10 protein-coding genes are annotated in these 13,310 nt (G+C 70.6%); 4 read left to right on the top strand and 6 right to left on the bottom strand.

All coding sequences use genetic code 11. From position 1 onward, the window contains the following. Positions 1 to 68 precede the first annotated feature (68 nt). The 6 genes from GA0070623_RS29335 to GA0070623_RS29305 form a co-directional block, all read right to left on the bottom strand. Positions 69 to 1,808, bottom strand: coding sequence for a VirB4 family type IV secretion system protein (locus GA0070623_RS29335; RefSeq protein WP_067304632.1), 1,740 nt, complete (start codon positions 1,806 to 1,808; stop codon positions 69 to 71). Between the two features lie 38 nt (positions 1,809 to 1,846). Beyond that, on the bottom strand, positions 1,847 to 2,773 hold the full coding sequence (locus GA0070623_RS29330; RefSeq protein WP_067304606.1) for a PrgI family protein: 927 nt from the start codon (positions 2,771 to 2,773) through the stop codon (positions 1,847 to 1,849). Beyond that, positions 2,773 to 4,560 (bottom strand): hypothetical protein, encoded by a 1,788-nt coding sequence (locus GA0070623_RS29325; protein ID WP_231932588.1) that lies wholly within the window; start codon positions 4,558 to 4,560, stop codon positions 2,773 to 2,775. Before GA0070623_RS29325 ends, GA0070623_RS29330 begins: the two co-directional genes overlap by 1 nt. A gap of 218 nt (positions 4,561 to 4,778) precedes the next feature. Next, positions 4,779 to 5,207: a pilin gene (locus GA0070623_RS31265; protein WP_067304608.1), complete on the bottom strand. Its 429-nt coding sequence runs from the start codon at positions 5,205 to 5,207 to the stop codon at positions 4,779 to 4,781. 284 nt (positions 5,208 to 5,491) lie between these two features. Beyond that, a complete protein-coding gene (locus GA0070623_RS29315; protein WP_067304610.1) occupies positions 5,492 to 6,313 on the bottom strand; it encodes a hypothetical protein in 822 nt (273 codons plus the stop codon). Between the two features lie 674 nt (positions 6,314 to 6,987). After that, positions 6,988 to 7,389 (bottom strand): hypothetical protein, encoded by a 402-nt coding sequence (locus GA0070623_RS29305; RefSeq protein WP_157517485.1) that lies wholly within the window; start codon positions 7,387 to 7,389, stop codon positions 6,988 to 6,990. A gap of 36 nt (positions 7,390 to 7,425) precedes the next feature. Between GA0070623_RS29305 and GA0070623_RS29300 the strand changes: the two genes are divergently transcribed. The 4 genes from GA0070623_RS29300 (at position 7,426) to GA0070623_RS29285 (ending at position 13,310) form a co-directional block, all read left to right on the top strand. Then, a complete protein-coding gene (locus GA0070623_RS29300; RefSeq protein WP_172898476.1) occupies positions 7,426 to 10,797 on the top strand; it encodes a P-loop domain-containing protein in 3,372 nt (1,123 codons plus the stop codon). A gap of 290 nt (positions 10,798 to 11,087) precedes the next feature. Then, positions 11,088 to 11,804 (top strand): hypothetical protein, encoded by a 717-nt coding sequence (locus tag GA0070623_RS29295; RefSeq protein WP_067304614.1) that lies wholly within the window; start codon positions 11,088 to 11,090, stop codon positions 11,802 to 11,804. Continuing rightward, positions 11,797 to 13,104 carry a TRM11 family SAM-dependent methyltransferase gene (locus GA0070623_RS29290; protein WP_084261159.1) on the top strand — a complete coding sequence of 436 codons (1,308 nt, stop codon included), beginning with the start codon at positions 11,797 to 11,799 and terminating at the stop codon, positions 13,102 to 13,104. The genes GA0070623_RS29295 and GA0070623_RS29290 overlap by 8 nt, the downstream gene beginning before the upstream one ends. Beyond that, positions 13,101 to 13,310 carry a helix-turn-helix transcriptional regulator gene (locus tag GA0070623_RS29285; protein ID WP_067304616.1) on the top strand — a complete coding sequence of 70 codons (210 nt, stop codon included), beginning with the start codon at positions 13,101 to 13,103 and terminating at the stop codon, positions 13,308 to 13,310. Before GA0070623_RS29290 ends, GA0070623_RS29285 begins: the two co-directional genes overlap by 4 nt.

The following is a 13,310-nucleotide window of genomic DNA, read 5'->3' as shown; positions in this document are numbered from 1 at the left end:
TCCCTAAACTCTCGAATCCCCCTCCGGAACCCCAGCAGAGGCCCCCAGAGCTCGGTCGGGATCACCGATCAGATTCCTCCAACTCGAAGCCCTGTGACGATCAGCTCGTGTTCGGTGGCCGAGGCGTGGCTGTGGAACGCCACCCGCGCCGACCCGGCCGACAGGAGCGCGTCACCCCGCTGGCAGGACAGCAGGAACGCCCGCTCGCCGTCGGTGAGCCCGAACGCCTCGGTGACGGCGTCGATGGCCTGCGGCGCCTGCCGCAGCAGGATCTGCGTGGCGGCGTTGGAGACGACAGCCCGGCCGGTGGTGGTGGCGAGCACGTCGGCGGCGTCCTGGGTGACGACGGTCAAGCCGGTGCCGTACTTGCGGGCGGACTTGGCCAGGGTCTGCAGGAAACGGCCGCCACGGCCGCCGGACAACAGCTTCCACGCCTCGTCGACCAGCACCATCCGCAGCACGTCCGGGCGACCGCCACGGGAGGTGGCCCCCCGGACGGTGCGCCAGATCGTGTCCAGGGTCAGCAGCGTGCCGACCGGATGTAGCTGCTCGGGCAGGTCCTTGAGTGCGAACACCACCAGGTGCCCCTCGGGGGCGGTGGTGGTCGGTCCGTCGAACAGTCCCTTCATGCTGCCCATCACGTACGGGTGCAGGCGGGCGGCGACCCGCCGGCCCGCGTCATCGGTGTCGTCCAAGGCTGCCATCACGTCCCGCAGCAGCGGTGCGGGACGTCTCCAGGTCTGCGGATCGGTGGTGATGCCCTTGGCCCGATAGGCGGCCAGCACCGCCACGTCGAGGGAACGGGCCTCGTCGCCGGGCAACGGCGCGTCGACAGCGGTGTCGCCGCTGGCCATGACCGCGATAAGGGTCTGCAGGAACCGTGCCCGATCGTGGAGGGCGTCGTCGTCACCGGCCGGCAGGTCCAGAGGGTTGATGGTCACGCCGGCCGCGCCGAGGCGGACGACCGTCCCGCCGACCGCATCGGCCAGCCGCAGGTACTCGTCCTCGGGGTCGATGACGAACGCCCCCACCCCGAGGCACAAATTGCGCAGCAGGTCGAGCTTGGCCAGGTACGACTTGCCCTCCCCGGAGCGGGCCAGGATGACGGCGTTGTAGTTGGACTGCGCCCACCGGTCCCACACGACCACCCCGGCCGAGTGAAGGTTCAACCCGAACAGCACCCCCATGCCGGTGTCCCCTGCGGTGTCGGGCAGATCAGGGCTGGTGAACGGAAACGCCGCGGCGAGAGCGTCGGTGTCGAAGACCCGCTTCATATCCAGCGCGTCGTACGCGAGGGGGAGACCGCTGATCCAGCCCTGCAACTGCCGCCACGTGACCGGCGCGGTGTGCAGCAGCAACGATGCGGCCAGGGACCGCACCTCCACCACCCGGTCGGCGAGATCGTCCGGGCTGGTGCCGTGAACGGTCAGGTACAGGCCGAGCCGGAACAGGCGGGCCTCACCTCGGGCGACCCGGGTAGCCAGCTCGGCGGCGTCAGCCGCGGCGGCATCGAGGTCGGGATCGTCGAGTCGCCCCCTGGCGGCATCCTGGCGGCGGGAGGACTCGAACCGGCCCCGCTGCTTACGCAGCCGTTCGGAGGCCACCACCGGCGGGACGGGCTCGACATGGAAGGTGACGTCGACCAGACCCGGATAGGACAGCAGCGGCTCAGCCCAGCCGGGACCGACCTCGGCCGGGTAGCCGACAACGGCGAGGGTCGCCAGGTAGCCGTCCCCCACCCGCACGTGGCGTCCGTCGACATCGACAGCGTCCGGCGAGCCGGGCAGGACCGTAGCCGACGCGGGCATGGCATGTCGCCGTGCCGGCAGCAGTGCGGAGAGCAGGCTCACCGGTCGTCACCTCCGTCAGATGGGATGTAGGGGATGTGGGTCGGGGCAGCGGGGTCGAGGCTGGTCGCGAGCCGCGCCACGGCGTCCCGCCCGTCGAGCACCCGGGCGGGAACCTCGCAGCCGCCCAACGCGCGGACCGTCTCGGCCGCCTGGTGGGCGGCGTAGTGCGCGCCGCGCCGGCTGCGCACCGCCACGGTGATCTGCCGGTGCAGCAACTCCCGCTGCCCGGCCAGGTCGGCGAGGAACGCCACGTGCGCGCGGGCAGCCTCCTCCAACGCGGGATGCGGCAGCCCCGGGGCAGCGGTGAGGAACCGGTCGGCGAGGTAGGTCAGGTCGACCCGCTGCGCCCGGACACTAATCTGCACCGGGCTGTCGAGGCTGTGCAGCAACCGGGCGAACCCGGCCACCAGGCCGTTCTGTTCGGCGGGGGTGCGCAGCCCGAATGCCACCGTCGATGCGGCCACCAGGCCGGTGGTGCCGTCCACTCCGAGATCGATCAACCCGTCGCCGGTGACGCCCTTCGCGGGCAGACGCAGTGGCGAGGGCAGGGGCAGCCGGTCCCCCGGGCCGCGTGTGGTGGTCACCCATGCCGGGGCGGGGATGATCGGCCTGTCTGCCGGCACGAGGCGACGTGGGCCGTGGTGGTGCCGCAGCGCGGCGAGGACCCAGGCGTCGAGACTGACGCCGTCGCGGCGGCCGACCGCGAGGAGGAACGCTCCCGCAGCGACTGGCAGCGCCCCGGCGAGGAACACCAGCGGATGCACCACCGTAGCCACCGCCGTCCACGCCGCGTAGAGGATCAGGCCCGTGACCGTCAGGATCACCAGTTGTCGTCCGGACAGGCCGAACGCGATCCGGTCCGGCCGGTCGATGTCTGCGGGCACCCGAGCCCGCAGGGGCACCTCCTCGGCACGGCGACCCATCACTGACCACCCTTCGCAGGCGATGACCGGCGTCGCGGCGGGGCGGACGGACGGGCCGGCGGTGGGGACGACTCGTTGCGGACGGCACCCGTGCCCGCTGCTGTCGTTCCTGTCCCCGGGGACGGATGGGACGGGGTGGGGAGTGCCGCGCCGCGACCGTCCGGGGACGGTGCGGGCGATGCTGGTGGCCGGGGTCGGCTCGGGCCGGCGGACGAGGATCGCCGGGCGGTAGAGGGGACGGCTGGACTGGCAGCGGCCGGGCCGCTCGGGGTGACGCGCCGGGCCGTCGTGGGCCGTGTCCGAGGGGTCGAGGCTCGTGGGCCGCTGGCCGCCGGGGCGGTGGAGAACACCGGTGTGACGGGGCCGGGTGGCCGACGCGGCGCAGTCTGCGGCGTGGGTGCTGACGAGAACGTCACCACGGGTGCCGGGCTGTTGGTTGCTGGCCGCGCGGTGGTGGTCGGGGCGTCGCTGAACGCGACGTGCGCCGGTGGGAGGGTCGGGAACGGCGGACTCGACTGGGGCGATGCCGGGTGGGAGAACCGTACCGGCGGGACAGCGGCGGACGGCGCGGCCGTCGGGGTGGACGGGGCCGCCGGGTGGCTGAAGGCGGGGGCGGCGTTCGTCCCGGACGGTGCGGGCAGTGGCGTGTGTGGGACCGGGGCATGGCTGAAGGCGACCGGTCCTGCCGGGGACGGCGGGCGCGGAGTCGGCCCCGGGCCGGACGGGCTCGGCGGACGGGGCGGACGAGGGCCACCGGGTGGTGGACGCCTCCCGGGCGGACGAGTAGACGTCCGTCCGGCGGACGGGGACGACGGTGCCGTCCGTCCCAGGACGCCGGCCACCGCACCCAACGTCTTGGTCAGAACGAAGGCGCGGACGAGCTGTCCGAGCAGCCCTCGGCCGTTGCTCTGCCCGAGCGGACCGAGAACGAACTGCCGCATCCAGCCCGGCAGCTTGATCAGCAGCCACAACATCGTCAGGCAAACCACGACACCGAGGAGCCCGTCGCCGGTGTAGGGGATGCCCAGCACGGTCGGGCCGGCGTGGGTGAGGAACACCTTGATGGTGGCCAGCACGACGACGGCCTGGCCGAGCTGCAGGCCCAGGCAGGCCAGGAACGCGCGCCACCACAGCTGGGCCAGGCCCTCGGTCAGCGGACTGGCGTGGCAGATCAGCGCGGCCGGGGCGATACCGAGCAGGATGACCAGCGCGGCCAGCCGGAGCACGAACGTGAACTCCAACAGCAGGCACATCACGACCACCGCGATGACCAGCAACACCATCAGGAACCCCTGACCCTGCAGGGCGTCGTCGGTGATCTGCCGGATCGCCGTCGCGGCAGCCGGGCCGTCGACGCTGTTGCCCGCAATGGCCACGGTCAGCGCGTTGGTCACCGCGATGGCCTTCTGGCCGATGATCAGGCTGCTGTTGGCCAGCACCGCGCCGACGGCGATGCGGGGTAGGACCTGCTTGAGGCCATACCGGGTCTGCAGGGTCTCCCGGGTCGTGACCAGAAAACCGTTGGCGACGATGAACAGGACGAAGACACCGTTGGCGGCGATGAGGCTGGTCGTCCAGAACGCCACGACGTGCTCGTTGCCGGTCAGGTCCGGGGTGGACAGCCACGAGTTGCCCAGCGCCTCCATCACCGGCTGGAGGGCCTGCTCCGCCGCCCACACCACCAGGTCCACCACAGCGGTGCGGACCTGGCCTCCGATGTCGAACCACGCCGGATCGTCGTTGTGCGACGGCCGCCCGAGGGCCGGGGTCGGACCGGGCGTCGGCACCGACGTTGCCGAAGGCGTCGGAACCCCTCCCGGCGGGCGGACTCCGGAATCAGGTACGTCTGTCGTCGGTGGGACGGCGGGCACGGTCGAGGGTGGGGTCGGCTCGGCGTGTGCCGGCCCGGCCCCGGCGACGGCCAGGCCAGCGAGGATCAGCACGCCGAACAGCAGCACTACCGCCGAATGCCTCGTGCGGCGGCAGGAGTCCGTGACAGCGGCCATCAGGCCACCCACCTACCGACGATGGTCACGAACAGCGGTGCCAGCAGCGCGAAGGCGTAACCGATCGCGGCGGACCGCATCGCCAGCTTCGCCTTTTCGATCTCGCCGGGGTCGCCGTTGGCCGCCAGGTACCGCAGACCGCCGATGGTGAGGAACAGGGTGGCGACGGAGACCAGAATCCCGACGAGCCAGACCCGGATGTTGTTGGCGACCTGCTGAATCGACTCGACGGCCAGCACCGAACCGGGCTCCGCTGCGTACGCCGCGTGGGGAGTGAAGATCAGAGCCAGGGTCACCGCGGCGGCCCCACACAGCCTCAGCACCACCGCTGCCCGAGGACGGGGGCGGCAGACGGTCGATCGGCCGGGTGTGCCGGCCCCGAGGCCACGGAGCGTCGCCTCGGGGCGCAGGAAACGGGCATTTCTCATGGCTGGACACCTCCGGAGCGCACGCCTGAGCAGCCCGCATCGGGGCATAGGCGCGAATGGGCTGTGGCGAACGCGGGACCGGGCGGTGCGCTCATCGGTGACCTGTGGTGCCGACCGGCGCGGCCGTCCTCCTCACCAGAAGCGACGGGTAGGCCGGGGACCGTGCGGGTGTCAGCGCCGTCAGCGGTCCGGTCGGAAACAAGGTCACCTACGCGGAAGAGTCCCGCACTAGGGGATTACACATCCGAGCCTCGGATTGGAAACCCGCAGCTCAAGGCGGGCTCTTACGGGCGCTTACGGGCCGTCGGCGCGTCGAGAGCCACCGCCGAGGTGGCCTCGGTGACCACCTCGGCGTATGCATCAGACAACGCGCCGGATTCGATCGCGGCCCTGAGCCGGGCGACGGCAGCAGACCGCCGCTTGTAGAGGTTCCAGCGGGGCTCACCGGTCCGTTCGGCGTAGGCGGTGAGGCTGACGTCCTCCAGGTACGTCGCACCGATCAGCTCGGCATCGTCGGCGCTGATCACCTCGGCGGCAACCGCGCGAGCCAGAACGACATCCGGATGCCCGTACGCGGCAGGCGACGACACCGCCCCCGGGGCATGGCTCGGCGTCCCGGACGAGGCCGGCTCCAGACCTCGCAGTTCGGTGCGGGCCTTGGAGAACGCCGCGGACAGCAGGTTGCCGACCACGCCCGGCCTGTCCAGGTCGATTGTGCCGAGCGCGCGGAGGAAGTGCTCGACGATGGCGGCCTGCACATCACCGGTGAACAGCTTGGCCAGCAGGTACGCCTTGAACCGCAGGCCCGGCAGCGCGACGCCCACCGCACCGGCACACCACGACGGGTCTCCGGTACGGGCGTGCTGCACCAGCAGCCGCCACACGGCGTCCCGGGCGGCGTAGCCGCAGGACGGGTGCATCAGGATTGCCGACAGCTCCGGCAGGGCGATGGTCCGGCGGGGCAGGCCCAGGCCGAGGCTGCGGCCATCGACCGACAGCGGGCTCGGCCCCTGCCCCATCAGCCGGAACCGGTACTCGATGTCGTTGAGCAGCGTCTCGCCACGTCGCCTGGCGGTCGAACCAGGAATGGGGATACGACGGTCCATGATGGTGCTCCCTCGCGGTGACAGTGTGCCGGTCGGCGGGAGTGCCGATCGGCGCTGTGCCACCACGCCACCAGGGCCTTTACACAGATCATGAACACTGCTGATCTTGTTCTAGGCGTCTCGACGCGTGTTCAACCCCGGCCTCGCCGCCCCTCATCGCTACACCGCGGCATGAGCCAGAGGACATCGCGCTCCACGGTGTGCAATGCGTGGTCAGGCCGTTCACGGGTCACAGTGCCAGCCGCACCCGCGTAGAGGCTGCGCCTTTGAACACGCACCGACTATGAGCCAGCCATGGCATCGTGGAGGAAGCGGCCAGGATCGCCTGCCGCGCCCATGGCGACTCTGTCCAGGCCCAAGTCGATTAGCCGGAATTCGACGGTGTCCAAGCAATAGATAGCCGTGTTCAACCCACTACAGCAGGGGGTGAACACGACGAGAAGTTGCGGCAGCGATGATTGCGCCCGCCCGGTCCAGTGCTGAGCGGGACCGGCGCCGGGCAAGCCGGTCGGTGCGGCCACGGCCCGTGCCGGCGAACGCGCTCACGCCAGCCGAACGCGAGGAGGGTGTGTGGTTGGTAGACAGCCCTCAGGTTTCATCTCCACCGGACGGGTGGGCGAACAGCCTCTTCCGCCGGGAGCGGCTGTCGTTGCGACTGCCTGCGGGGGACTCGATTACCGCTGGGCACCGGTGTTGGCGTCGCCGCCTTCCCCGGTCGCCTTCGCCGTACCGGTCTTTCTGATCTTGATCGGCCGTCTCGTGCCCGGATCACCGGACAGGCCGGTGTTGGCCCTTCCGCCGTCGCGTGCCTCGGCGTCGCCGGTGCCGGACACTTCGATCAGGGAGTCGTCGCGCCTGGCGTCGAGGGCCGCCCATACCGCTACGCCGACGGCGGCGACGGCGGCCAATGCCGATACCGCCGAGGCGATCCGGCCGGTCTCGTCCCAGCCGACGATCGCGAAGGTCGCCGCGAGGCCGGCCACGGCCAGGCAGGTGATCAGCAGCGCCAGACGACGTGGACTCATGCCTCCAGTGTCCACCTTTGCCGGGCCGAATCTAACCACCTGAATCGACACTTCAGACGCCTTGCCCGCTGTGCCACGATGGATAGCGTGTGGGAGTGGCTGCGGCGACCGCGGGTGATCGTCCGCGACACCGGGAAAGCCACCGCCGACAGCGGTGGAGTTGCAGTCACCGGAGCTGTGTTCGGTGACATCTCGATCAACGTGATCACTCCACCGGTGCGATCGGCCTACCTCGAACAGGTCCGGCGTATCGCACCTGACAGCCTGACGGGCCGCGACGGCGACCTGGCCGATCTGGCAGCCTTCTGCACCGCCGATGGCCCCGCCTACCTGAGGCTGACCGGCGACGCCTGGGCCGGAAAGTCGGCCCTGATGTCCTGGTTCGTGCTGCACCCGCCGCCGGGTGTACGCGTGCTGTCGTTCTTCCTCACCGCACGGTTCGCCGGCCAGAGCGATCGGCGCGCCTTCACCGATGTCCTGCTCGAACAATTAGCGGACCTCCTCGACCGACCGATACCCGCCTTCCTGACCGACGCCACCAGAGAGGTCCACCTGCTCGCGATGCTGCGCGACGCAGTCGACGTGCACACCGAACAGCGACAGCGCCTCGTGCTCGTCGTGGACGGTCTCGACGAGGACCGGGGAGTGACTCCGGAAGCCGACTCCTACAGCGTCGCCGCGCTGCTGCCGTCTCACCCGCCACCGGCGCTGCGCATCATCGTGACCAGCCGGCCCGATCCTCCGCTGCCCGACGACCTGCCCGAAGATCATCCACTGCGTGACCCGGCGGTCACCCGCACGCTGGCCCCCTCCCCCGAGGCCCAGGTGATCCGCGAGGACGCCCTGCGCGAGTTGCGCAGGCTGATCCACGGCACCGAGCGGGAACGGGATCTGCTGGCGCTGGTGGCCAGCGCCGGAGGCGGTCTGAGCGGCCGAGACCTTGCGGAGCTGATGGGTGTTCCCGCCGTCGACGTGCTCGACCAGCTCAACACGGCGTCAGGGCGGACGTTCACCCGCCGACCGACACGCCGCTTCGTTGACGTCTATCTGCTCGCCCACGAAGAGCTACAGGCAGAGGCCCTGACCCGGCTCGGGGACGAACGGCTGATCACGTGCCGGAGCCGGTTGCACCGCTGGGCGGAAGGCTACGCTTCGCTCGGCTGGCCGGACGACACACCCGAATACCTGTTCACCACCTATTTCCGGATGCTGAGCGACACCGGTGACCAGCAACGACTGATCCACCTGGCCGGTGACCAGCAACGGCAGGACCGCATGCTCACCGCGCTCGGCAGCGACGCGGCCGCGCTGGCCGAGATCCGATCGGCCCTGCAGGCCGCTCTCGCCGCCGCAGAACCCGACCTGACCCGCATGGCGCAACTGGCCCTGCGGCGCGGCGAACTGGTCAGACGTAACGTCGCGCTGCCCGGGTCACTGGCCGTGGCCTGGGCTGAACTGGGCGACCTCGACCGCGCGCAGGCAATGGGCATCGCCCTCCGAGCGGACGAAGCCCTGGCGCAGGTCGCCGCCGAGGCAGCCCGGCAAGGACAACTCGGCCGGGCTGGCGACATCTGCCGCGACATCGCCACCCCGCACCATCTCGCCACGGCACTCAGCGCGATCGCTGCAGCCTGCGATCGCGGCTCCCCCGCGATCGGGGAGGCCGTCGAACAGATCACCCGGATCGCCGACCAGGTGACCGACGGACACGACCGGGCCGTCATCCAGACCGCACTGGCCGTGGCAACCGACGCTCACGGCGAGCAGGAACGGGCACGGACGCTACTGAACACGGCCTGCCACACCGCCGGTGCGGTCGAGGACGCACTCCTCCGCGAGGCCGCGCTGAGGACGGTCGCCGCAGCCGGTGCCGCCATCGGCGATCTGGATCAGGCGATGAACGCCGCACACTCGATGCGGTTCCTCGCCGAAGAAGCCCTTGTCACCCTGGTTCGACCACTGATCACCGCCGGGCGGACACCTACCGCCCAAGCCATCGTCGACCGCACGATCGGCGTCGGCGCCCGGATCCTCGGAGCCGCCGCGCTGGCCCACGGCCTCGCCGAAGGCGGTCGGCCGGAGCAGGCCGCGCTGGCGCTCGACGACGCCGAGACAAGGGCGCGCGCGTTCGCTGAGCGCGGCGCCGCCGAACTGGCGACTCCGTTTCTCATCGCTGTCGCGGAGGCCGCGACCACCGTGGACCACGACCGCGCCGCAGTGCTACTCGACATCGCCGAGCAGACCGCCCGCCGGGCAGACACCGCCCGCCACCGCGCCGAGGCCCTCGTCGTCGTCGCCCGTTCCATCGGCCACCTCGGCGACCGCGATCGCGCCGGCACCCTGCTGCGCGACGCCGAGACGGCCACCCGGACGGAGTCGTCCGCGATGGACCTCGGAACCCTGAGCAGTCTCGCCACGGCGGTTGCCGTGATCGACTTCGACCGTGCGGTCGAACTCGCCAGGCGGCCCACCGGCCCCTACGACCGGTTGCAGGTCCTGAACTCCATACTCGCGGTCGCCGGACCCGACGATGCCGGCCGCGACCGGCTGATCGAGCACGTGGCCCTGGCACAGGCGGAGACATCCGGCACCAACGTCGCCGACTACGCGGCGGGCCTGGCAGCCCGCATCGCCTTGCGGCTCGACGTACCCGATGCGGTCACCCGGGCGATCGACGCGGCCACGCAGACCGCCCGCGACGGGATCGTCACCGATCTCGCCGTCCTCGCCGCGGAACTGGGCCGAGTCGACCAGGCGCGACGATTCCTCGATCAGATCGACGCACCGATGTACCGGGGCAAAGCGTTGGGGGCTCTCGTCACCGCGACCGGTCCCGGTGAGCAGGCCACGGCGCTGGCCGATGAACTCGTCCGCCTCGCCGAAACCGGTGCCGGGTCATGGCCCACACTGCTGGCGCTACCCGCCGTGGACGCCCTCACCGATGCCGGGGACTTGGCCAGGGCGCTGAGCTTCGCCGAATCCCTAGGCTATCCGCCGGATCGCGACAAGGCTCTGCGTGTCGTGGCCCGGGCCACAGCCATCCACGGGGACATCAAGGCAGCGATCTCCCTCATCGAACGCATCGATGATCCACAGGAACGCATGACGGCGCTGGCAGAACTGGTCGGCCCTGCCGCCGCTGCCGGCGAATGGTCGCTGGCAGTCCAACTCGCCACCGGCGAAGCGGTACCCGCGTGGCTCAAGGCCCACGCCCTGGCCGACCTGGTGGAAATTCTCGCCGACGCTGGGAACGAAGAACTCGCCGGATCCATCACTGCTGCCATCGGCGACGACATCCCATGGCAGCGAGCTATGCGGGCACGCATCCGGCACTCCGGTTCGCTGCAGCAGTCCCGGCGGCTGATCGCCGAACTGCTGACCCAGGCACCCGTAACGGTAGGGCTGAGCCTGCTCGGCGCCACCGAGCCCGCGGCACTGCTCTCCCTGCTACCCGATTGACCAACTCGATCATCACCTTAGGTTATTGCAATGTGACGTCATGTTGACTCTCGGCGCAGAACACGCCGGACGGAGGCGACAGCCGGGGAACAAACCGGCGCGGCTTCGTCGCCCACACCGGACTGACCCTCGAACCCGACACAACCCGACCATTCAAGATCTGCATCGCTCCTGTTCAGGTAGGCGGCGGGCAACACGCCACCGTCAACGCAGGCTCTGGCTTCCAATCCGAGGTCCAGATTTGTAATCCCTTGGTGTCAGCGCTCGTCGGCGAACGTGGCCCACACGCCATGCCTGAACCCAGCTCCACCGCTCCCGGTGACCGGCCTCAGCCGGTACCGGTCGGGTTGCTCATCCCCCACACCCGCACACCGCGAACGCACAGCCTGGAAGTGCCGGACTGGCACGGACTATCCCCGAACCATCTCACCTACCTCATCCGCCGGTACACCGACGCCGGAGACGTAGTTCTCGACCTCGGCACGCACCCCACCGCCCTCGCCGCGACCACCTACCTGCACCGGCTACCAGCTGAGTTGCATAGCGGCCCCCACGGTCTGCGCCTGCAGCTCCCACCTACCGCACGCCCGAACTCCGATGTGCCTCACCAGCCCGATCGGGATGTCGACCTGATCCTGGCGGCGCTACCACAGGCGATCGAAAGGCTTCCCCACGACGACCTGACCACCGCAATGAGCACCTGGCGGGAACTGCTGCGCCCCGGCGGGTTCCTGATCGCCGGACTCACCACCACACCACCCCCACCCGGTGGGTTCAGCTACCGCGCGACGGTCATCGCCGCCGCCCGCGCCGCCGGCCTCTTCTACCACCAGCACATCCCCGCCGTCCTCGTTCCGCTACCCGAGCACGAACCGCGCACCACCCCGGAACGCCCCGACGAAGGCGATGACGGGAAGCGGCTGCTCGCCGGTCGCCACCTTCCGGCATTCCGGGACCTGCTCGTGTTCGGGACCACCGCCACCGGTGAGGAGAACACCCATGCCTGAGCCGCATCGGTCGGCGCAGACCCCCGGTCTGCACGACTCCGCCCCGCACCCCGACGGGTCCGATCTGCCGGCACTGCTCGCCGAGGGCTATCTCGGCTCGGTGTGGCTCACCGGCCAGCATCCGTCCCGCGACCTCCGTCGCGGCCGATACACCCCGGAGTCGCTGGCCCACCCCGGCAAGATGCTGCCCACCATCGCCCGATACGCCATCCGCACCTACACCAACCCCGGCGAGGTGGTCCTCGACCCCATGGCCGGCATCGGCACCACCATCATCGAGGCCATGCACCTCGGCCGGCACGGCGTCGGGGCCGAGTACGAACCCGAATGGGTCGCCAGCGCAGCCGCCAACATCCACCACGCCGGCCAGACGGGTGCGTCAGGTCGGGGCGAGATCTACCACGGGGACTCGACCGCGCTGCCGGCACTGCTGCCGGCCAGCCTGCACGGCCGGGCCTCCCTCGTGATCACGTCCCCGCCCTACGGGTCGTCCACCCACGGCCACGTCCGCACCCCCGGCCCGAGGCGCGGCAAAGTCCGCAAGATCAACCACAAGTACGGCAGCAGCGACAACCTCGCCTACTGCAGCCACGGCCAGCTCGCCGACGGGTTCACCGCGATCCTCGCCGGCTGCCGCACGCTGCTCCGTCCTGGCGGACACGTCATCGTCACCGCCCGGCCCTACCGCCGCCACGGCGAACTCATCGACATCCCCGGCATGGTCACCGCCGCCGGCATCAACGCCGGCCTCGAACTCGTCGAGGAATGCATCGCCCTGATCTGCGGCGTCCGCAACGGCTCGATCATCCCCCGCGCCTCGTTCTTCCAGCAGAAGAACACCCGTGACGCCATCGCCACCGGCGACCCCCAATGGCTCTTGCAGCACGAAGACGTGGTTGTACTCCGCGCCCCGCTTCTGCCTCACGCGGGCTCCAGGGTCCAGCCGGGTTCGCCCGTGGGCGGTCTAAAGGGGCCGGGCGACGACCACCCGCACCGGTCGCCAAGTCCACTCCGTCCCACCAGCGCAGGGAGCAACGACGGGCTTGACACCTTCGGGCAGGAACGGATGGATCGACGTCCACATCTGGCGCACCCCGCGGTCGTGCCTTACCACGGCAGCGCCGTCGACCCCCGCTCCCAGCCAGGCTGGGATCCTGAATGGAAGTCAGGCCCATGCACGACCATCCCCCAACCCGCTCCCGTACCGGTGCCCTCAGATGCCGCCGGCTACCGGCGACGGGTCAGCCGCGCCACATCAGGTCAGCAGCCCGATCCCGCCAACACGACGGGCCGCCAATGAGCGCTCCCGCCGTCCCCGAATGGCGGCCCGACCCGCTACTGACCATCGACGACCTCGCCGCCTGGCTGGGCAAGCCCAAGAACACCCTCTACGCCTGGCACAGCCGGGGCAAGGGCCCCCGCGCCATCCGCGTCGGCAACACCCTGCGCTACCGGCGTAGCGAGGTCGAACGCTGGCTCGACGACCACACCGACTCGGAGCGGTGA

The sequence above is a fragment of the Micromonospora rifamycinica genome (assembly GCF_900090265.1).
Lineage (GTDB): Bacteria > Actinomycetota > Actinomycetes > Mycobacteriales > Micromonosporaceae > Micromonospora > Micromonospora rifamycinica.
The sequence above is the reverse complement of the archived record's forward strand: the minus strand, read 5'-3'. Positions and strand labels throughout refer to the sequence as shown.

What these genes read in the sequence shown, in the direction of transcription:
- GA0070623_RS29290 (WP_084261159.1), top strand. Translation starts at nt 11,797, where the DNA reads ATGCCTGAGCCGCATCGGTCGGCGCAGACCCCCGGTCTGCACGACTCC.
- GA0070623_RS31265 (WP_067304608.1), bottom strand. Translation starts at nt 5,207, where the DNA reads ATGAGAAATGCCCGTTTCCTGCGCCCCGAGGCGACGCTCCGTGGCCTC.
- GA0070623_RS29335 (WP_067304632.1), bottom strand. Translation starts at nt 1,808, where the DNA reads ATGCCCGCGTCGGCTACGGTCCTGCCCGGCTCGCCGGACGCTGTCGAT.
- GA0070623_RS29315 (WP_067304610.1), bottom strand. Translation starts at nt 6,313, where the DNA reads ATGGACCGTCGTATCCCCATTCCTGGTTCGACCGCCAGGCGACGTGGC.
- GA0070623_RS29285 (WP_067304616.1), top strand. Translation starts at nt 13,101, where the DNA reads ATGAGCGCTCCCGCCGTCCCCGAATGGCGGCCCGACCCGCTACTGACC.
- GA0070623_RS29330 (WP_067304606.1), bottom strand. Translation starts at nt 2,773, where the DNA reads ATGGGTCGCCGTGCCGAGGAGGTGCCCCTGCGGGCTCGGGTGCCCGCA.
- GA0070623_RS29295 (WP_067304614.1), top strand. Translation starts at nt 11,088, where the DNA reads ATGCCTGAACCCAGCTCCACCGCTCCCGGTGACCGGCCTCAGCCGGTA.